This is a genomic window from Klebsiella sp. HMSC16C06, assembly GCF_001808325.1.
Taxonomy (GTDB): Bacteria; Pseudomonadota; Gammaproteobacteria; order Enterobacterales; family Enterobacteriaceae; genus Klebsiella; species Klebsiella variicola.
In genome coordinates this window covers 31,848-50,880 of the sequence record NZ_KV793021.1, presented here as the reverse complement: position 1 = coordinate 50,880, position 19,033 = coordinate 31,848, and the positions used below count along the sequence as shown (strand labels likewise).

The following is a 19,033-nucleotide window of genomic DNA, read 5'->3' as shown; positions in this document are numbered from 1 at the left end:
TGAAAACTATCATAGATACACTATCTCAATTAAATCCTGTTTGTTGCAGTGCCCTGTCTGGCAAGATAAGCACCGAAATATAATCATTATATCAAGTCTGCTATCTTCATTCTTGTTGGCCAGGGGCCGATTACAAACGTAAAGATAACGGTAGTTCCGGGAATTTAGTCCTTTTATTGCGCAAAACTCTAAATGAGTGGATTAAGTTAGTGGCTTTTAGCCGTACACTCATTTGTCCACGCATTATCTGTGGATCTCCTGAGAGATACAGGGAAGTATAAAAAGACGTTGATAAATTGCGGTTTCTTGTATTTCAGGGGCTGTTACGGATGACATAAAGCAAACCGGCGAGGGGGCGGCAATGGCCGTTCCCGTTTTCGGCAGAGGTTTTGCCGGTGGCAGAAACAAAAAAAACACCCTTGAGGGTGTTTATGATGTTGGTTGCGGGGGCCGGATTTGAACCGACGACCTTCGGGTTATGAGCCCGACGAGCTACCAGGCTGCTCCACCCCGCGTCACCGTACTGCTTTGTACTTCATCAAATTTTAATTGGTTGCGGGGGCCGGATTTGAACCGACGACCTTCGGGTTATGAGCCCGACGAGCTACCAGGCTGCTCCACCCCGCGTCCGTGGAAGCGCACTATACTCCGCTAGCGAGATGATGCAACCTTTTTTCGACCAAATCGACATTTTTGTAAGAATTGGCTTATAAAACGCCACGTTGTGGTGTTTTTTTACACAAATCTGTGCCATCGATGAGATCGCGCATTTCAATAGCCCCGGCGCTTTGTTATCTTCAACACGCACTAAGGCTTCGCAGCAAAAGATGAGACACCATGAAAGGACGTTGGGCAAAATATGTAGCGACGGGGGCAATGCTGGCTATGCTCGCCGCCTGTTCCTCAAAACCGACCGACCGCGGTCAGCAATATAGCGATGGCAAGTTCACCCAGCCGTTTTCACTGGTAAACCAGCCGGATGCCGTCGGAGCGCCGATCAACGCCGGCGACTTCTCCGAGCAGGTTAATCAAATCCGTAACGCCTCGCCGCGCCTCTATAATAGCCAGAGCAACGTCTATAACGCGCTGCAGGAGTGGCTGCGCGCGGGCGGCGACACCCGCACGCTGCGCCAGTTTGGCATCGACGCATGGCAGATGCAGGGCACCGACAACTATGGCAACGTCCAGTTTACCGGCTATTACACGCCGGTAGTGCAGGCGCGCCACACCCGTCAGGGCGAATTCCAGTACCCCATTTACCGGATGCCGCCGAAACGCGGTAAGCTGCCGTCCCGCGCCAGCATCTATGCCGGCGCGCTGAGCGATAACTATGTGCTGGCGTACAGCAATTCGCTGATGGATAACTTCATCATGGACGTGCAGGGCAGCGGCTATATCGACTTTGGCGATGGTTCGCCGCTCAACTTCTTTAGCTATGCCGGGAAAAACGGCTGGCCCTATCGCAGCATCGGCAAAGTGCTGATCGACCGCGGGGAAGTGAAGAAAGAAGATATGTCGATGCAGGCGATCCGCGAGTGGGGTGAAAAGCACAGCGAAGCGGAAGTGCGCGAGCTGCTGGAGCAGAACCCGTCGTTCGTGTTCTTTAAACCGCAGTCTTTCGCGCCGGTGAAAGGGGCCAGCGCTGTGCCGCTGATCGGCCGCGCCTCGGTGGCCTCCGACCGGTCGATTATTCCGCCGGGAACCACCTTGCTGGCCGAGGTGCCTCTGCTGGATAATAACGGCAAGTTTAACGGCCAGTACGAACTGCGCCTGATGGTCGCTCTCGACGTCGGCGGGGCCATCAAAGGCCAGCATTTCGACATCTATCAGGGTATTGGGCCTGACGCAGGCCACCGTGCCGGCTGGTATAACCACTATGGCCGCGTATGGGTGTTGAAAAACGCCCCGGGCGCGGGGAATGTTTTTAGCGGCTAACTCCCCTGGCCCTGCCTGTTGACCAGGGCGCCCGGATGACGCCGTTTACGGCGGCCTCCGGGCGCTGTCATTTTGTTCTGAGGTTCTATGTCTGTTGTAATCAGCGATGCCTGGCGCCAGCGTTTTGGCGGTACGGCACGTTTATATGGTGAAAAAGCGCTGCAATGTTTTGCCGATGCCCACGTCTGCGTGGTCGGGATCGGCGGGGTCGGCTCCTGGGCGGCGGAAGCGCTGGCGAGAACCGGCATCGGGGCGATCACCCTTATCGATATGGACGATGTCTGTGTCACCAACACTAATCGTCAGATCCATGCCCTGAGCGGCAACGTCGGGCTGGCGAAAGCGGAAGTGATGGCAGAGCGTATTCGTCTCATCAACCCGGAGTGTCGGGTGACGGTGGTGGATGATTTCGTGACCCCGGAAAACGTGGCGGAATATCTTGGCGTCGGCTTTAGCTATGTTATCGACGCGATCGATAGCGTCCGGCCGAAAGCGGCGCTTATCGCCTGGTGTCGCCGCTACAAAGTGCCGCTGGTCACCACCGGCGGGGCGGGCGGTCAGATTGACCCAACGCAGATCCAGGTCGCTGACCTGGCGAAGACCATCCAGGATCCGCTGGCGGCTAAACTGCGCGAGCGGCTGAAAAGTCAGTTTGGGGTGGTGAAAAACAGCAAAGGTAAGCTCGGCGTGGACTGCGTCTTCTCTACGGAAGCGCTGGTCTACCCGCAGGCTGACGGCAGCGTCTGCGCGATGAAGAGCACGGCGGAAGGGCCGAAGCGGATGGATTGCGCATCCGGGTTTGGCGCCGCGACGATGGTGACCGCGACCTTTGGCTTTGTCGCGGTATCGCATGCGCTGAAGAAAATGCTGGCGAAGGCGGAGCGGCAGACGACGTAAATCCCGGGTCGCGGCGCAGGCGCCTTACCCGGTCTACAGGACAACTCCCCGGAGGCGGCGCTGCGCACCTGTCCGGGCGACAAAACTGCATGAGCCCGTAGCCCGGGCAAGGCGCGTCAAGCGCCGCCCCCGGGATGAGCTTAAACCTCAACCTCGCGGGCGGCGGCGAGCACTGCCTCGCTCAGGGCACTGAGGCCCTGGCTGCGCGAGGCGCTGAGCTGGCCGCGTAGCCCCAACTCGTCGAACAGCGCCAGCGGATCCTGCGCCAGGATCCCGGCGCGGGTTTTTCCTTCCACGGCGGTCAACAGCACCGCCAGCAGACCGCGCACAATCCGGCCTTCGCTGTCGCCAAAGAAGTGCAGCCTGCCCTCGGCATCCTCCTCATAGCCCAGCCAGACGCGGTTTTCACACCCGGCAATCTCCCGGGCCTGCGCTTTGCGCTCATCGGTCAGCGTCGGCAGCTTTTTGCCCAATAAAATCAGCTGACGATATTTATCCTCCCACTGGTTCAGCGGGGCGAAGGTCTGGCGCAGCGTGGCGTCGGTAATGGTTGTGCCGAAGGGGTGCAGAGTTGTCATTAATCCACCAGAATTTCCAGAGCGCGATCCACCGCGTGGACCAGCGCCGCAACATCGTCTTGGGTATTGTAGGGGGCGAAAGAGGCCCGCAGCGTGCCGCTGACCCCTAAGGCCGCCAGCAGCGGTTGGGCGCAGTGTTGCCCGGCGCGCAGAGCAATGCCGGACTCCGCCAGCAGCGTCACCAGATCGCTGTGATGAACACCGTCGAACTCAAAGGCCAGCAGGCTTGACTGCTGGCAGCGGAAAGAGCGGAAGCCCGGCCGTTTCGCCAGCGCCTCTTCCGCCAGACTCGCCAGACTGCGGCTCCAGTTTTCCGCCTGGCCGATATCGCTCTGCGCCAGCCACTCCAGGGCGGCGCTAAGGCCGATTACCCCGGCGACATTCGGCGTGCCGGCCTCGAGACCATAAGGGGCCGGCTGCGGCGTAAAGCCGTCAAAGCTGACCTCGGCGATCATTTTCCCGCCGCCGAGCCAGGGCGACATCGCCGCCAGCAGCTCGCTTTTGCCGTACAGGGCGCCGATCCCGGTCGGGCCATACAGCTTATGGCCGGAAAAGGCGTAAAAATCGATATCCAGCGCCTGCACGTCAGCGGGGAAATGCACCGCGCCCTGGGCGCCATCGACCATCACTACCATCCCGGCGGCGTGAGCAAGGCGGATAGCCTGCGCCAGGTCCGGGCAGCCGCCGGTGACGTTGGACATCTGGCCGATGGCCAGCACCCGGCTGCGCGGGGTGATGAGCGCGCTGAGGCTGGCGATATCCGGCAGGCGGTCGGCGCCAAGCGGCAGCTTGACCACTCTGGCGCCGGTCTGCCCGGCTACCATCAGCCAGGGCACGAGGTTGGCATGATGCTCGGCTTCGCTAACGATAATTTCATCGCCAGGCTGCAGTCGCGGCCGGACGTAGCTCTGCGCCACCATATTGATGGCCTCGGTGGTTCCCCGCGTCCAGACGATATCTTTGCCGGACGGGGCGTTAAGCCACGCCGCGACGCGTTCGCGGGCCGCCTCATAGCGCTCGGTCAGCCGCTGGGCGGCGGCGAACTGGCTGCGATGGACGTTGCCAGCGCTCAGGCGATAAAACTGGTCGCTGGCGTCGATCACCGCCTGCGGTTTGAGCGCGGTCGCCGCGCTGTCGAGATAGACGCCGGCATCGGCCAGAGCCGGAAACTGCGCGCGAAAGTGCGCCGGGTTGAATGCGTTCATGGAATTCCTCGTATCAATCCCGCGATCGTCGCGCAATTTGCCGGGCGTGACAAGGCCTCTGCGCCCTGTGGAATTGTCCGAATGTGACTTCAGGTGGGTCAAAGAGGGTTATGCTGAAAAGTGTTGGGTTTGTGTTTTAACCTATTACTTAACGAGTCACGAATAGTATAAATAGCCGTAAGGAGAGAAAAATGAAAATGACTAAGGCCGCTGCGATTATCTCTGCCTGTATGCTGACTTTAGGCCTGAGCGCCTGTTCCTCTAACTATGTGATGCATACCAATGATGGGCGAACCATCGTTACCGACGGGAAACCGCAAACCGATAATGATACTGGCATGATCTCGTATAAGGACGCGTGGGGCAACAAACAGCAGATCAATCGCTCTGACGTGAAACAGCTGGGTGAGCTGGACGAGTAAGGCAGTAAAAAGGCAAAAAAAAGCACCGCGCGTTGCGGTGCTACATTAAATCACTATGGACAGACAGGGTAAATGTACAGGAAGTGAAAAGGGGTAGCTTTGCTACCAGGGTCTGCAAAGACAGACCAATTGCAAACACAACAACACAACATCACAACCGTAAGCCAAAAGCTTGATGGAACACGCATTCCAAAAAAAGCTTCTCGTTCCGGCTCAGGAAGTGCCGCCACTATAGGTATTTGCTGGTAGAACCTCAACGGACAATTTATAATGGCTCAGATAAAAAAAACTAATAGGTTAATCATTGTTTCCTATTTGTTAAATTGAGTTAACATCTAAGCCAGAATAACCATGTCGAAGCGATTACCACCTCTGAATGCATTACGTGTTTTTGATGCAGCCGCACGTCATCTCAGCTTCACTCGGGCAGCCGATGAGCTTTTTGTGACGCAGGCCGCAGTCAGCCATCAAATCAAGTCTCTCGAGGATTTTCTGGGCCTTAAGCTGTTCCGGCGGCGCAATCGTTCGCTGCTGTTAACGGAAGAAGGGCAGAGCTATTTTCAGGATATTAAAGAGATTTTTTCGCAACTGACGGAAGCGACGCGTAAACTGCAGGCGCGCAGCGCCAAAGGGGCATTAACGGTCAGTTTATTGCCAAGTTTTGCCATCCAGTGGCTGGTGCCGAGACTGACAAGCTTTAACTCAGCTTATCCGGGAATCGACGTCAGGATCCAGGCGGTAGACCGCCAGGAGGATAAGCTGGCGGACGATGTCGATGTGGCGATTTTTTACGGCCGCGGCAACTGGCCGGGCCTGCGTGTGGAAAAATTGTACGCCGAGTATCTGCTGCCGGTCTGTTCCCCGCTCTTGCTCACCGGCGACAAAGCATTGAAAACGCCTGCCGATCTGGCGCAACATACGCTGCTTCACGATGCGTCCCGCCGCGACTGGCAAACTTATACCCGCCAGCTTGGTCTAAGCCATATTAATGTGCAACAGGGGCCGATTTTCAGCCATAGCGCGATGGTGCTGCAGGCGGCCATTCACGGGCAGGGCGTGGCGCTGGCCAACAACGTGATGGCGCAGTCCGAAATTGAAGCCGGTCGTCTGGTGTGTCCGTTTAATGATGTTCTGGTCAGTAAGAATGCGTTTTACCTTGTTTGCCATGACAGTCAGGCAGAACTGGGTAAAATAGCCGCTTTCCGGCAATGGATCCTGGCGAAAGCGGCAAGTGAGCAAGAAAAATTCCGCTTTCGTTATGAACAATAAATACTTGTAGGGTAAAAACATGACCAGCCGTTTTATGCTGATATTCGCCGCGATTAGCGGCTTTATCTTTGTGGCTCTGGGTGCCTTTGGCGCGCATGTATTAAGTCAATCGCTCGGCGCGGCGGAGATGGCCTGGATCCATACCGGCCTGGAGTATCAGGCCTTCCATACCCTGGCGATTTTTGGTCTGGCGGTGGCGATGCAGCGTCGGATCAGTATCTGGTTCTACTGGAGCAGCGTGTTTCTGGCGTTAGGGACCGTGCTGTTCAGCGGCAGCCTCTATTGTCTGGCGCTGTCTCATTTACGTCTGTGGGCGTTCGTGACCCCGGTGGGCGGCGTAAGCTTCCTCGCCGGTTGGGTTTTAATGTTAATTGGTGCAATTCGTCTGAAACGTAAGGGCGTTGTTCATGAATAAGGTTGTCCTCTATTGTCGCCCTGGGTTTGAGAAAGAGTGCGCAGCAGAAATTACCGATAAGGCCGCCCGCCTTGAGGTGTTTGGTTTTGCCCGGGTCAAAGAAGACTCTGGTTATGTGATTTTTGAAGGTTATCAGCAAGACGACGGTGAGAAGCTGGTACGCGATCTGCCGTTCAGCTCGCTGATTTTCGCCCGTCAGATGTTCGTGGTCGGCGAACTGCTGCGCGACCTGCCGCCGGAGGATCGCATTACTCCGATCGTCGGCATGCTGCAGGGCGTGGTGGAGAAGGGTGGCGAGCTGCGTGTGGAAGTGGCGGATACCAACGAAAGCAAAGAGCTGATGAAGTTCTGCCGCAAGTTCACGGTGCCGTTACGCGCGGCGCTGCGCGAGGCGGGCGTGCTGACCAACTATGAAACGCCAAAGCGACCGGTGGTGCATGTGTTCTTTATCGCCCCCGGCTGCTGCTATACCGGCTACTCGTACAGCAACAACAACTCACCGTTCTATATGGGCATTCCGCGGCTGAAGTTTCCGTCCGATGCCCCGAGCCGTTCCACCCTCAAGCTGGAAGAGGCGTTCCACGTCTTTATTCCGGCGGACGAGTGGGACGAGCGCCTGGCGAACGGCATGTATGCCGTCGATCTCGGCGCCTGCCCGGGCGGCTGGACCTATCAGCTGGTGAAGCGCAACATGTGGGTCTCTTCGGTCGATAACGGCCCGATGGCCCAGAGCCTGATGGATACCGGCCAGGTGACCTGGCTGCGCGAAGATGGCTTCCGCTATCGTCCGAACCGCAACAACATCTCGTGGATGGTCTGCGATATGGTGGAGAAACCGGCGAAGGTGGCGGCGCTGATGGCGCAGTGGCTGGTCAACGGCTGGTGCCGGGAGACCATCTTCAACCTCAAGCTGCCGATGAAAAAGCGCTATGAAGAGGTGTCGCAGAATCTGGCCTATATTCAGGCCCAACTGGACGAGCACGGCATCAACGCCCAGATCCAGGCGCGTCAGCTGTATCACGATCGTGAAGAGGTGACCGTTCACGTGCGTCGCCTGTGGGCCGCCGTCGGCGGACGTCGCGACGAGCGTTAATCCTTCCCCCTCAGGCCGGAGACGCGTGCGCGTCCTCCGGCCTTCCCCTTAAGGCTGCGGCGCATCCGACACAATATGCGTCACGTCATCCAGATGACCAATCCTCGCCTCGCCGGAGCGGTTGAACTTGCTTTTGTCGATCAGCAGTAGCGACTGCGCCGCGCGCTTAAGCAGGATCGATTTAAAGTCGGCATTGAACGCATTGGAGTCCCATAGCGCGCCCTGCGGGTCGATGCCTTCGCAGGAAAAAATAAACAGATCGATCTCCAGCGATTTCAGCTGGGAAATCAGCGCCGGGTTCACGTAGCAGCCATATTTCCGCTGCAGAGTGCCGCCGGAGCAGGTGAGCGTGATTTGGTCGCGTTTGGCCAGCTCCTGGCAGATGGGCTGGCTGTTGGTAAAGACCTGCAGCGGGCGGTCCGGCAGCTGGCGGGCGAGATACCAGCAAGTGGAGCTGGCATCGAGGGCGATCACCATCCCTTCGTCAATCCAGGCCAGCGCTTCGCGGGCGATATCGGCTTTATGCGCGTAATGGCTTTTCAGCCGCATGTGAAAAGGGTCGCCGCTGTCCTGGCTGCGCTGATGGATCACTTTGGCCCGGCCGTGGTTGCGCAGCACTTTGCCCTGCGCCTGCAGCTCGCTCAGATCGCGGCGAATGGTTTCCCTGCTGACGTTGAGCTGTTTTGACAAGGTTTCGGTGGTCAGGCTGCTGTGGGTGATCAGGAGATCGACGATCGCCTGCTGGCGGGCTGCTTTCATTTATTCTCATCCCATCATTGATTGAGCGTCTGCATCAGGCAGACGCTCCGGCATGAGATTACGGCGTGACTCCTTTTTTTAAAAGGATATTTCCGTACTTAGCTCGCTCTCCTGTGATAACGATCGCAAAGGCTTTTTGCGCCAGGTCGTAGAAGGCAAAGCGGTCAATCCGCACGATATCCGGGCAGGGGGCCTGCGCCGAGAGCGCCTGCCGATAGCGCTGTTCCACCGTCGGGTCCAGCGCATCGCCTTCGACGGCGGCCATCATCACCAGCGGCGGCGCGTAGCTGTCTAACTCGAACAGCGGGATAATCGCCTGCAGCAGATCGCTGACCCGCAGGCCATCAGCGCGGATCACCTGCGGCCCCATGCTGTGCGCCGGGAAATGGGCATCGGAAAAAATGATTTCATCCCCATGGCCCATTTCGGCCAGCACTTTCAGCAGCTCCGGCGATATCAGCGGGGAAATGGTTTTGAGCATCTCAGGCTTCCTCTGTTAATTCAGGTTCAGTTTGCGGCCAAAAATAGCGGTAGCGGTACGCGACCTGCGCTCTGGCCTGTTCCGGCGAAGAGAACTCGCCCACGCCATACCAGCCAAACATCGCCGCGCCGGCCACCGTGGTTTCGGCATCATCGAGAACTTTGATCGGTATTCCAAGCCGGTCGGCCTTGATCTGGTTCCACAGCGCGTTGCGGCTGCCGCCGCCCACCAGCAGCAGCTCTTTCGCCCTGAAGCGGCCGATGTTTTCCAGGGTTTGCAGATGCTGCGCCAGCTGGTCGCTTAACCCCTCCAGCGCGGCGCGGTAAAAATGGCCGCGGGTGGTGTTGAGCGTGACGCCCTGCCAGCCGGCGTGCTGGCTGGCGAGCAGGTCGCACTGCATCCTGACGCCCTGGGCGCCGGGCGGGATCGCCTGCGCTTCGGCAATCAGCGTCTGCCACGGCGTGTCAGCGCTCCACAACAGCTTGCGCACCCATTCGAGCACGCCGGAGGCCAGCCACTGCATTCCCGGGTTATAGCGGCCCGGCTGGCTGTCCAGCTCGCAGGTGGAGCCGCTGTAGTCGCAGAGCAGCGAAGTGTCGACCTGGGCGCTGCGCACCATCAGGATCTCCCAGGTCCCGGAGGAGAGCACCGGCTCATCCTGCCCGGCGCCGGCGCCAAACAGAGCGAACTGGGTGTCATGCCCGGCCGAGATAACCGGGATCCCGACGGGAAGGCCCAGCAGCGCAGCGGCCTCCGGCAGCAGGGCGCCGATCGGCTGGCCTGCTTCAACCAGCCGCGGGAACAGGCGGCGCGGCAGGCCGGTCGCCTGCAGGATTGGCGCGCTGAAATCGCGCTGCCGGAGATCGAGCATCTGGCTGGTGCCCGCCATGGTGAGGTCGGTGGTGAACTCCCCGGTCAGCCGATGGTTGATCAGCGACGAAATAAACAGCCAGGCATGGGCCTGCGCCAGCAGCTGCGGGTGGCACTCTTTCAGCCAGATCAGCTTATACAGGGTGTTGAACGCAAACGCGCCGACGCCGGCAATCTGCTGCAGCTGGTGTGCTGGCATATACTGGCTGATATTCTCCATCACCGCCGCGGTGCGCGGGCATTTCCAGCTGATGATCGGATACAGCAGGGCACCCTGCTCATCCACCAGCGCGCCATCGACGCCAAAGGTCGTGACGGTGATGCCGCGCACCGTGCAGGAGGCCAGCTGGTCATGGATCTGCCGACAGCAGTCGGCAAAGCGCTGCATAATGGCCTCCAGCGACCACTGGTGCCAGTCGCTGTTCTCCGCCGCGATGTCGCTGGCGTTCGCCGTTGCGGCGCGGGCGATAATGTTTCCCTGTCGGTCAACGGCCATCGCCCGCACGTTGGTGGCGCCGCAGTCGAGGACCAGGATAACGTCTTGCTTCATAGTGACTCCCGAAACAACATCGCCGGATGGCGCGGCGCTTATCCGGCCTACAGACCGCGCGCATCTGTAGGCCCGGTAAGCCTGCGCCACCGGGCGAAACCAACCTGTTAACGCTTATACAGCGGCCCGTAGTTCTGGCAGGCGCGGTAGTCCTGGCCCTCGATATCCATGCCATGCGCAGCCCAGGCGGAGGGGCGGTAGATTTTCGCCGCTTCCACGTTGTGCATGCAGACCGGAATGCGCAGCATGGCGGCGAGGGTAATGAAATCCGCGCCAACGTGGCCGATGGTCAGCACGCCGTGGTTGGCGCCCCAGTTAGCCATCACCGAGTACACATCGCTGAACGGACCCTTGCCGGTCAGGCGTGGGGCAAACCAGGTGGTGGGCCAGGTGGAGTTGGTACGGGCGTCGAGCTGGTCGTGCATCGCTTTGGGCAGCGCCACGCTCCAGCCTTCGGCAATTTGCAGCACCGGCCCCAGGCCTTTGATGATGTTTACCCGGGTCATGGTGAACGGTACGCCGCCTTCGGTCAGGAAGCGGGAAGAGAAGCCGCCGCCGCGGAAGTATTCGTGGATCGCCGGGCACCATTCGGTCGCCGCGAGGCAGGCATCCGCCTCGTTCTGCTCAATCTCCCAGTGAGGTTTCATCGTCGGGTTGCCCTGCGCGTCGCGCTGCTGGCAGGAGCCGTCCAGCGCCGCAGAGCCGGAGTTAATCAGGTGAATGATGCCGTGCTCCGCCCGGCCGGTGAGCGGCTGCCCGGTGACCCGCTCAACGGCGTCCGGCGACCAGTAGGTGCGCACGTCGGCAAACACCTGGGCGGTGCCGGTGAGCTGATGACCCATCAGCATGGCCACGCCGTTGAGGCTGTCGTTTTCGGTAGCGACGACAAATGGCTCGCGCACCCCGTTCCAGTCAAAAGAGCTGTTGAGCAGCGCTTCAGCGGTATCGCCATTGGGGTATTGATCAGTCCAGTGGCGCTGACCCTGGAAACCGGCGGCGATGGCGTTGTAGCCCAGCGACTCCTCCACCAGCCCTTTTTCCGCCAGTTTCGGGTTGCCCTGCATCATGTCGCGGATGCACATCGCCATCAGCAGGCTCTCTTTCAGCACCGCGCGGCTCTGTGTTTCATTGCGCTTATACTGCTCAGCGTTCTGATCTTCGCCGTAGCGGAAGTGTTTATCCGCCCACGCCAGCGCCATCTCCAGCTCGGTTTCATCATAGATTTTCTGATCGATTCGCCGGCGCAGCTCCGTCATGTCGACAGCCTGGACCTTCATGCCGAGCCAGGATTCAAAGAAATTGTGGTCGACGATGGAGCCGGCGATGCCCATTGAGACGCCGCCCAGCGACAGATAGCTTTTCCCTTTCATACTGGCGACGGCCAGGCCGGCGCGCGCGAAGCGCAACAGCTTTTCTTCGACGTCCGCCGGGATCGAGGTGTCATCGGCATCCTGCACGTCATGTCCGTAGATGGAGAACGCCGGGATCCCTTTCTGGCTATGGGCCGCCAGCGCGGCGGCCAGATAGACCGCCCCCGGACGTTCGGTGCCGTTAAAGCCCCAGATGGCCTTCGGGCGCAGCGGATCCATGTCGATGGTTTCGCTGCCGTAGCACCAGCAGGGGGTGACGGTGATGGTGACGCCGACGTTCTGGCTGCTGAATTTCTCTTCACAGGCGGCCGACTCGGCCATGCCGGCGATGCAGGTATCGGCAATCACGCACTCCACCCGGGCGCCGCAGGCGTGGCGCAGTTTCTCGCTGATAAGCGCGGCGGTGGCTTTCGCCATGTTCATGGTTTGCGCTTCCAGCGACTCGCGGACCCCCATGCGACGACCATCGATTACCGGGCGGATACCGATCTTCGGTAAGCTGATTTTTTTCATTACAGATCCCTCAGGTTATGCGGATAAAAGGTTTAGTTCGTCGCCGCTTGTGAACGGAAACGGGCAAAAATAAAGATGATGGCGAAGCACAGCGCCGGGACCAGTTCGGCGGTCGGGATATTGCCGGCGGCGTCGCTGACAAAGCCCATCACCGGGGTGACGATCCCGCCGCCGATAATGGTCATGACGATAAAGGACGAGCCATATTTGGTGTCCTGGCCCAGATGCTTAATCCCCAGCGAGAAGATGGTCGGGTACTGAATGGACATAAAGGCGCTGCACAGGGTCAGGGCCAGCAGACCGACGTGGCCGCCGCTGAAGGCGGAGAGCAAACAGAGCAGCATGGCGATAAACGCATAGATAGCGAGCACGTTATGCGGCGCAAAGCGGCGGATAAGCCAGGTGCCGGTGAAACGGCCAATAAAGAAGCAGACCATGGTGGCGGTCAGGTAGTTGGCGGCGAAACCGGCCGTCATGCCCGGGATCTCTTCGATAGCGTAGCGAATCAGGTAGCTCCAGCAGGCGGTTTGCGCGCCGACGTAGCAGAACTGGGCCAGCACCGCCCAGCGCCAGTGACGGATGCGCATCAGGCGCGTCAGCGAGGCGAGGAAGGTGCTCTGCGCGCTGTCGCTGTGGTCATCGCTCTGCAGGGAGGGGAAGCGGGTACAGACGATCAGCAGGGCAACCAGCAGGACGATGGCCACGATAATCATATAGGGGGTTTGTACCGACAGGACCAGGCTGTGCTTCCAGGCGCTGAGCTGTTCTGGCGTCATTTTATCCAGCACATCCTGCGGCTGATGCGGGACGTTAGACAAAATAAGACTCTGGCCAAATACCACGGCAATAATGGCGCCAAATGAGTTAAAGGTCTGGGCCAGATTAAGGCGGAAGTGACCGCCGCTTTCCGGACCGAGAACGGTCACAAACGGGTTGGCCGCCGTTTCCAGGCAGCCAAGCCCGGCGGCGATAATAAATAATCCAATCAGGAATAAAGTGTAGTTCATCACTTCGGCGGCAGGCCAGAACAGCGCGGCGCCGCAGGCATATAAAAACAGACCCGTAAGAATACCTGCTTTATAGCTGAATTTTTTCATCAGCATCCCGGCGGGGATGGGAATAATAAAATAGCCAAAGTAAAAGGCTGACTGAATTAATCCGGCCTGGAAATTAGTCAGGGTAAAGGCCTGTTGAAATTGCGGTAATAAAATATCATTCAGATTATTAGCCACCGCCCACAGAAAAAAGAGGGAGCACAGCAGAGCAAAAGGAATAATGTAGCTCTTACTCTGCCCGCTCTCCATGGCGCGGTAACTTTGCGTTGGTATCGTTGTGTTTCCCATAGCGTCCTCATCAGTTCAGAAGCATTTACAACAGCATTCATGGCGCAGTCTGGTGCTGCAGCAGACCGCAAAATTAAGTGAGCTCAGGTGACGCGCCGGTGAGTGAAATGAAAGTCACGGCGGAACTCATGACTTCATTTTCAAATAAAAACCGCCTGTTAATATGATGATGGTCACACTTAACGATCTGCGGGCCATTTTATGTGATAATTGTCACTTTAATTTTTCAAAAACGCTGACCGTTTGAGAAAATAAATTCACAAAACCACAACGCTAATGACCGAATGAATGTATATCGTGGAAAACGGGCAAATGTTACAAAGAAATAAAATGCCCGCTTGATGAAATATTATTAAGAACGGGCATTTTAAACACTCTCTTAACCGGCATAATTCCTTTATTTATGCTGGAATAATTGACGCGGCTCACAAAATATAGTCATGAAAATTCCCCTTCGATTATTCAGGTTGATGATGAAGACCATTATTCACCTTATCCCACGGTAGCCGACGATATTTCTGTTGCCCTGCCGTTGACGGATGATGAGTCACCAAAAGAGGAACGCAATGGAAAGAAACAGACTGGCCCGGCAGATTATCGATACCTGCCTGGAAATGACCCGCCTGGGGTTAAATCAGGGGACCGCCGGCAATGTCAGCGTGCGCTATCAGGGAGGAATGCTGATCACCCCCACCGGTATCCCGTATGAAAAGCTGACGGAAGACAAGATCGTCTTTATTGATGCCGATGGCCAGCATGAGCAGGGAAAACTGCCCTCCAGCGAATGGCGTTTTCATCAGGCGGCCTACCAGACGCGGCCCGATGCCCAGGCGGTGGTCCACAATCACGCTGTCCATTGTACGGCGGTGTCGATCCTCAACCGGCCCATCCCGGCCATCCACTATATGATCGCCGCGGCCGGCGGGAATTCGATCCCCTGCGCGCCCTATGCCACCTTCGGCACCCGCGAGCTGTCTGAGCATGTCGCGGTAGCGCTGAAGCACCGCAAAGCCACGCTGCTGCAGCATCATGGCCTGATCGCCTGCGAGGCCAGCCTGGAGAAAGCGCTCTGGCTGGCGCATGAAGTGGAAGTCCTGGCCCAGCTCTATCTCAGCACGCTGGCGATTATCGACCCGGTACCGGTGCTGGATGACGAGGCGATCGCCATCGTGCTGGAGAAGTTCAAAACCTACGGATTACGTATTGAAGAGTGATGCCGCAACGCTAACAGGAGAGACGCGATGGCAAACCGAATGATCCTCAACGAAACGGCGTGGTTTGGCCGGGGGGCGATAAACGCATTAACCGATGAAGTGGCGCGGCGCGGCTATCGCAAAGCATTGATCGTCACCGACAGCACCCTCGCCCGGTGCGGCGTGGCGGCGAAAGTCACTGATAAACTGGATGCCGCCGGGCTGGCATGGGATATGTTCAGCGACGTGATCCCTAACCCGACCATTGCCGTGGTCCAGCAGGGGCTGCAGGCCTTTCAGCGCAGCGGGGCGGATTACCTGATCGCCATCGGCGGCGGTTCGCCGCAGGATACCTGTAAGGCGATCGGTATTATTCAGCGTAACCCGGAATTCGCCGATGTCCGTAGCCTTGAGGGGCTCTCGCCCACCCGTCAGCCCAGCGTGCCGATCTTCGCGGTGCCGACCACCGCGGGTACCGCGGCGGAGGTGACGATTAACTATGTCATCACCGATGAAGAACAGCGGCGCAAGTTCGTCTGCGTCGATCCGCATGATATCCCGCAGGTGGCCTTTATCGATGCCGATATGATGGACGCCATGCCGCCGGCGCTGAAGGCGGCCACCGGCGTGGACGCCCTGACGCACGCTATCGAAGGGTATCTCACTCGCGGCGCCTGGGCTTTGACTGATGCGCTGCACCTCAAGGCTATCGAGATCATTGCCGGGGCGCTGCGCGGCTCTGTTGCCGGGGATGCCGGCGCGGGCGAAGCCATGGCGCTGGGCCAGTACGTCGCGGGGATGGGATTTTCCAACGTCGGACTCGGGCTGGTGCACGGCATGGCGCATCCGCTCGGCGCTTTTTACAACACGCCCCACGGCGTGGCGAATGCCATTCTTTTGCCGCACGTGATGCGCTTTAATGCTGAGGCGACGGGGGAAAAATATCGCGATATCGCCCGGGCGATGGGCGTCAGGGTGGAAGCGTTAAGCCTGACTGCCGCGCGCCAGGCGGCAGTGGAGGCGGTCTGCCAGCTAAACCGCGATGTCGGTATTCCCGGCCATCTGCGCGAGGTGGGCGTCAGGAAAGAGGATATTCCGGCGCTGGCGCAGGCGGCGCTGGAGGATGTGTGTACCGGCGGTAACCCGCGTGAGGCGAGCCTGGCCGATATCGTCGGGTTATATCAGGCGGCCTGGTGATTGCCTGGCCCGGGTAAAGCAGGCAGTGCCGGAGGCAGTTACCCTGCACCGGCGCACCTCTTAAGGATGGTTAGCGCGTCAGCCGCAGCTGCTGCAGATTGCCATCCAGCTGGAGGTCGGTCTGCAGGCGGGCCACTTCCCGGCAGGTGAAGGCCATCTCCTGATGCGCGGCCAGTTTTTTGCGCCACTTCTCCGGGACCTCGGCCAGACGGGCGTACAGCCCCTCCAGGTCCTGAAACTCGTTCAACAGCTGGGCGGCGCTTTTGGGTCCAATGCCCGCCACGCCCGGCACCTTCGAGCTGCTGATCCCCGCCAGCCCCCAGTAATCCGCTAGCTGCTCCGGGGTGACGCCGAACTCGCTGGCGATGAAGGGCGCATCCAGCCAGCGCTTCTGAAAGTAGTCGCGGATGCGGATGGTGGGCGACAGCAGCTGACAGTAGCCTTTGTCGGTGGAGACAATGGTGGCCTGATGGCCCGCCTGGGCCACCTTTACCGCCAGGGTGGCGGCGAGGTCGTCCGCTTCGCTGCCCGGCGAGGCCCAGCAGCGGATCCCCCGCTGTTCGAAGGCCGCCCGCAGCGCTGGCATCTCGGCCACCAGCGTCTCCGGCATCGGCGCGCGGCAGGCTTTGTACTCTGGCAGGCGCTGGTGGCGCCAGCCGTGGGCGCGATCCTCATCATCGAACACCGCCACCGCGTGGGTGGGCTGACTGTGGACGATCAGCTGCTCCAGCGCATGCAGGCAGGTATCGACGCAGGGCGAACCCTGCACCGCATGGATGCGGCGGATCAGATTTAACGCGTCGACGATTAACAGATGAACAGCCACAGATACCCCCTTATTCTCAGCGTCTTTAGGGTAACATCGCCATCAGATCGAGGCTATCTGCGCCTGAACAATCAGGAAGATAACGCGCAAATTTCGCTAACTGACCGCCATCAGCGGGCTGATGACGCCCGGCGCGGGTTCGCCGTACCACACCGCTTCGCGCACCGGGACCGGTTTGGCGATAAGCCCGAGGGCGTAAAAGCGATCGGCGATGGTCTGCTGGGCGCGGATCACCGACAGATCCATCGGCCGCGGGCGATGGCTGCGGCGGGCGAGGGCCATGCTCAGCGACCGGGCGTCAATCCCCAGCTCTGCCGAGAGTAAGCGGGCCGCTTCGCCACGATGCGAGTCGATAAACTGCCCGGTGTGGGTCAGCTCCGTCAACAGACGGCGCATGATATCGCCATGCTGAGCGAGGTAGTCCCGTCGCGAAAGATAAAACTGATGGTTGTTGACTCGTCCTTCGCCGCTGGCGACCACCCGCAGCTCGCCGGTGTGTTCGGCGTCGCTGAGCAGCGGGTCCCACATCATCCAGGCGTCAACCGCCAGGTAGTCGCTGGCGGTCAGCGGATATTTCGGCGGGGTATAGACCACCCGCACGTCGTTCAGCCCCAGCCCTGCGTCTTCGAGGATCTGCAGCAGCAGCCAGTGGACATTCGACCCTTTATTGAGGGCGATGCGTTTACCGCGCAGATCGCTGAGCTGGCGAATGTCGCTCTCCTGCGGGACGACCATCGCCACGCTGCGCGGTGCCGGCGGCTCCCATGCGACGTACATCAGTTCGCTATTGCTGGCCTGGGCAAACACCGGCGGCGCTTCCCCGGTGGTGCCGAAGTCGATCTCGTTGCAGGCGAGGGCGTGGAGGAGCTGCGGTCCGGCAGGAAACTCACTCCACAGCACGTTGACGCCGAGGCTGGCGAAGGCGGTTTCCAGACTCTGGCGGGCTTTCAGGATCCCGAGGCTGCCGAAGCGCTGGTAGCCAATGCGCAGTTCGCGATCGGCCCCGGCTGCGTTGGCGAATGCCCGCGGCGGCGCAGGCGGGCGGCGGCGGCTTTTGATCAGCCCGAGGTTAGCGAGCTGGGTGCGCAAGGTATGCCGGCTGATCCCCAACAGCGCGGCCGCCTGGCTCTGGTTATCGTCGCAATGCGCCATGGCGTGGCGAATCAGGGCGCTGGTGACTCGCTGCCACAGCGGCTCGCCGGGAAGCGCCAGCTGGTGGCGAATAAAGTCGTCCAGTTCATGATCGCTCGCCGGCGCCGGGGCGTCGTTGAGCGTTGCCAGGCGCAGCTGGGCAGGACTGATCTCCTCTTCTTTACTGAGGAGCACCGCGTTGTGCAGGGTGTTTTCCAGCTCGCGAATATTGCCCGGCCACGAATAGTCCATCAGCCGGGCCAGTGATTCCGGCGCCAGACGCAGGGTTGGCCGCCCTAGGCGCCGGGCATAGAGTGATAAAAAGTGGTGCGCCAGCAGCGGGATATCCTGCCGACGCTGGCGCAGCGGCGGCAGCGGCACCACCGCGATATTCAGTCGATAGTAGAGATCCTCGCGAAAGCGGCGCTCGCGGATCGCCTGGGCCAGGTCGACGTGGGTGGCGGCAATCACCCGGACATTCACTTTAATCGCTTTGCGTGAGCCGACGCGGGTAATTTCACGCTCCTGTAGCACTCGCAGCAGCTTGACCTGCAGCGGCAGGCTTAATTCGCCGATCTCGTCCAGCAGCAGCGTCCCCCCTTCCGCGGCTTCAAACCAGCCGGGCTGTCCCTGCTGCGCGCCGGTGAAGGCGCCTTTCTCATGGCCGAACAGTTCGGCTTCGGCGAGGCTCTCGGTCAGCGCGCCGCAGTTAACGGCCAGAAACGGCTGCTGGCGACGGGCGCTGTGATGATGGAGATAGCGGGCCACCACCTCCTTGCCGGTGCCGGTTTCGCCCACGATCAGCACGGTCGCCTCCGTTGGCGCGAGCTTGTCCAGCAGGCTCTGGAAGGCCTTCGACGCCGGGTCGATCAGCGCGGGAGCGGTGGAAGGGGATTCTGGGTTCAGCATAGCGGGCCTCCGATCGTTGACGCTCTGAACTTATCCTGCGGCGGCCGCAGAAACCAGAGGGGGAAGGCCCGCGGCTG

Annotated in this window: 17 protein-coding genes and 2 tRNA genes; 8 read left to right on the top strand and 11 right to left on the bottom strand. The window is 59.6% G+C overall.

Going from position 1 to position 19,033, the window contains the following annotated elements; genetic code table 11:
• Positions 1-438: 438 nt before the first annotated feature.
• Together HMPREF3142_RS22935 and HMPREF3142_RS22930 are read right to left on the bottom strand one after the other, a co-directional pair.
• A tRNA-Met gene (locus HMPREF3142_RS22935) sits at positions 439-515 on the bottom strand.
• A 35-nt stretch (positions 516-550) separates the two neighbouring features.
• A tRNA-Met gene (locus HMPREF3142_RS22930) sits at positions 551-627 on the bottom strand.
• A 210-nt stretch (positions 628-837) separates the two neighbouring features.
• Here HMPREF3142_RS22930 and mltA point away from each other — a divergent pair.
• Positions 838-1,935, top strand: coding sequence for a murein transglycosylase A (gene mltA, locus HMPREF3142_RS22925; protein WP_008806279.1), 1,098 nt, complete (start codon positions 838-840; stop codon positions 1,933-1,935).
• Between the two features lie 87 nt (positions 1,936-2,022).
• On the top strand, positions 2,023-2,832 hold the full coding sequence (gene tcdA, locus HMPREF3142_RS22920) for a tRNA cyclic N6-threonylcarbamoyladenosine(37) synthase TcdA (protein WP_008806278.1): 810 nt from the start codon (positions 2,023-2,025) through the stop codon (positions 2,830-2,832).
• A 140-nt stretch (positions 2,833-2,972) separates the two neighbouring features.
• On the opposite strand, the gene csdE is transcribed toward tcdA, so the two are convergent.
• Both csdE and csdA read right to left on the bottom strand, forming a co-directional pair.
• The gene (csdE, locus tag HMPREF3142_RS22915; protein ID WP_012967316.1) at positions 2,973-3,410 is read right to left on the bottom strand and encodes a cysteine desulfurase sulfur acceptor subunit CsdE; all 438 of its coding nucleotides are present in this window, start codon (positions 3,408-3,410) and stop codon (positions 2,973-2,975) included.
• Positions 3,410-4,615, bottom strand: a complete 1,206-nt coding sequence (gene csdA, locus HMPREF3142_RS22910; protein WP_008806276.1) for a cysteine desulfurase CsdA — start codon at positions 4,613-4,615, stop codon at positions 3,410-3,412. Before csdA ends, csdE begins: the two co-directional genes overlap by 1 nt.
• Before the next feature lie 197 nt (positions 4,616-4,812).
• On the opposite strand from csdA, the gene HMPREF3142_RS22905 reads away from it, so the two are divergent.
• The 4 genes from HMPREF3142_RS22905 to rlmM all read left to right on the top strand — a co-directional run bounded on the left by HMPREF3142_RS22905 (position 4,813) and on the right by rlmM (position 7,814).
• Positions 4,813-5,037, top strand: a complete 225-nt coding sequence (locus HMPREF3142_RS22905; protein WP_002915549.1) for a YgdI/YgdR family lipoprotein — start codon at positions 4,813-4,815, stop codon at positions 5,035-5,037.
• A gap of 351 nt (positions 5,038-5,388) precedes the next feature.
• A complete protein-coding gene (gene gcvA, locus HMPREF3142_RS22900) occupies positions 5,389-6,306 on the top strand; it encodes a glycine cleavage system transcriptional regulator GcvA (RefSeq protein WP_002915545.1) in 918 nt (305 codons plus the stop codon).
• Positions 6,307-6,325: 19 nt separating this feature from the next.
• Positions 6,326-6,721, top strand: a complete 396-nt coding sequence (locus HMPREF3142_RS22895) for a DUF423 domain-containing protein (RefSeq protein WP_002915543.1) — start codon at positions 6,326-6,328, stop codon at positions 6,719-6,721.
• Positions 6,714-7,814: a 23S rRNA (cytidine(2498)-2'-O)-methyltransferase RlmM gene (rlmM, locus tag HMPREF3142_RS22890; protein WP_008806275.1), complete on the top strand. Its 1,101-nt coding sequence runs from the start codon at positions 6,714-6,716 to the stop codon at positions 7,812-7,814. The genes HMPREF3142_RS22895 and rlmM overlap by 8 nt, the downstream gene beginning before the upstream one ends.
• A 48-nt stretch (positions 7,815-7,862) precedes the next feature.
• Here the strand turns inward: rlmM and fucR are convergent, their stop codons facing one another.
• The 5 genes from fucR to fucP form a co-directional block, all read right to left on the bottom strand.
• Entirely contained in the window at positions 7,863-8,573 is a 711-nt protein-coding gene (fucR, locus tag HMPREF3142_RS22885; protein WP_070612715.1) for an L-fucose operon activator, read from the bottom strand.
• 58 nt (positions 8,574-8,631) lie between these two features.
• On the bottom strand, positions 8,632-9,054 hold the full coding sequence (fucU, locus tag HMPREF3142_RS22880; RefSeq protein WP_070612713.1) for an L-fucose mutarotase: 423 nt from the start codon (positions 9,052-9,054) through the stop codon (positions 8,632-8,634).
• 1 nt (position 9,055) lies between these two features.
• Entirely contained in the window at positions 9,056-10,474 is a 1,419-nt protein-coding gene (fucK, locus tag HMPREF3142_RS22875; protein WP_016161733.1) for an L-fuculokinase, read from the bottom strand.
• 107 nt (positions 10,475-10,581) lie between these two features.
• Positions 10,582-12,357: an L-fucose isomerase gene (gene fucI / locus HMPREF3142_RS22870; RefSeq protein ID WP_012540713.1), complete on the bottom strand. Its 1,776-nt coding sequence runs from the start codon at positions 12,355-12,357 to the stop codon at positions 10,582-10,584.
• A gap of 32 nt (positions 12,358-12,389) precedes the next feature.
• Positions 12,390-13,700 (bottom strand): L-fucose:H+ symporter permease, encoded by a 1,311-nt coding sequence (gene fucP, locus HMPREF3142_RS22865; protein WP_008806271.1) that lies wholly within the window; start codon positions 13,698-13,700, stop codon positions 12,390-12,392.
• 566 nt (positions 13,701-14,266) lie between these two features.
• Between fucP and fucA the strand changes: the two genes are divergently transcribed.
• Both fucA and fucO read left to right on the top strand, forming a co-directional pair.
• Positions 14,267-14,914 carry an L-fuculose-phosphate aldolase gene (gene fucA / locus HMPREF3142_RS22860; protein WP_008806270.1) on the top strand — a complete coding sequence of 216 codons (648 nt, stop codon included), beginning with the start codon at positions 14,267-14,269 and terminating at the stop codon, positions 14,912-14,914.
• Positions 14,915-14,941: 27 nt separating this feature from the next.
• A complete protein-coding gene (fucO, locus tag HMPREF3142_RS22855; RefSeq protein ID WP_023298150.1) occupies positions 14,942-16,090 on the top strand; it encodes a lactaldehyde reductase in 1,149 nt (382 codons plus the stop codon).
• 70 nt (positions 16,091-16,160) lie between these two features.
• Here fucO and xni read toward each other — a convergent pair whose 3' ends face one another.
• On the bottom strand, positions 16,161-16,916 hold the full coding sequence (gene xni / locus HMPREF3142_RS22850; RefSeq protein ID WP_070612711.1) for a flap endonuclease Xni: 756 nt from the start codon (positions 16,914-16,916) through the stop codon (positions 16,161-16,163).
• A gap of 96 nt (positions 16,917-17,012) precedes the next feature.
• On the bottom strand, positions 17,013-18,956 hold the full coding sequence (locus HMPREF3142_RS22845) for a sigma-54-dependent Fis family transcriptional regulator (RefSeq protein ID WP_008806268.1): 1,944 nt from the start codon (positions 18,954-18,956) through the stop codon (positions 17,013-17,015).
• Between the last annotated feature and the right edge of the window lie 77 nt (positions 18,957-19,033).

Coding starts and splice junctions, on each gene's coding strand:
- HMPREF3142_RS22905 (WP_002915549.1), top strand. CDS start 4,813: ATGACTAAGGCCGCTGCGATTATCTCTGCCTGTATGCTGACTTTAGGC.
- HMPREF3142_RS22895 (WP_002915543.1), top strand. CDS start 6,326: ATGACCAGCCGTTTTATGCTGATATTCGCCGCGATTAGCGGCTTTATC.
- gcvA (WP_002915545.1), top strand. CDS start 5,389: ATGTCGAAGCGATTACCACCTCTGAATGCATTACGTGTTTTTGATGCA.
- fucR (WP_070612715.1), bottom strand. CDS start 8,573: ATGAAAGCAGCCCGCCAGCAGGCGATCGTCGATCTCCTGATCACCCAC.
- fucA (WP_008806270.1), top strand. CDS start 14,267: ATGGAAAGAAACAGACTGGCCCGGCAGATTATCGATACCTGCCTGGAA.
- rlmM (WP_008806275.1), top strand. CDS start 6,714: ATGAATAAGGTTGTCCTCTATTGTCGCCCTGGGTTTGAGAAAGAGTGC.
- csdA (WP_008806276.1), bottom strand. CDS start 4,615: ATGAACGCATTCAACCCGGCGCACTTTCGCGCGCAGTTTCCGGCTCTG.
- HMPREF3142_RS22845 (WP_008806268.1), bottom strand. CDS start 18,956: ATGCTGAACCCAGAATCCCCTTCCACCGCTCCCGCGCTGATCGACCCG.
- mltA (WP_008806279.1), top strand. CDS start 838: ATGAAAGGACGTTGGGCAAAATATGTAGCGACGGGGGCAATGCTGGCT.
- fucO (WP_023298150.1), top strand. CDS start 14,942: ATGGCAAACCGAATGATCCTCAACGAAACGGCGTGGTTTGGCCGGGGG.
- fucU (WP_070612713.1), bottom strand. CDS start 9,054: ATGCTCAAAACCATTTCCCCGCTGATATCGCCGGAGCTGCTGAAAGTG.
- tcdA (WP_008806278.1), top strand. CDS start 2,023: ATGTCTGTTGTAATCAGCGATGCCTGGCGCCAGCGTTTTGGCGGTACG.
- csdE (WP_012967316.1), bottom strand. CDS start 3,410: ATGACAACTCTGCACCCCTTCGGCACAACCATTACCGACGCCACGCTG.
- fucI (WP_012540713.1), bottom strand. CDS start 12,357: ATGAAAAAAATCAGCTTACCGAAGATCGGTATCCGCCCGGTAATCGAT.
- fucK (WP_016161733.1), bottom strand. CDS start 10,474: ATGAAGCAAGACGTTATCCTGGTCCTCGACTGCGGCGCCACCAACGTG.
- fucP (WP_008806271.1), bottom strand. CDS start 13,700: ATGGGAAACACAACGATACCAACGCAAAGTTACCGCGCCATGGAGAGC.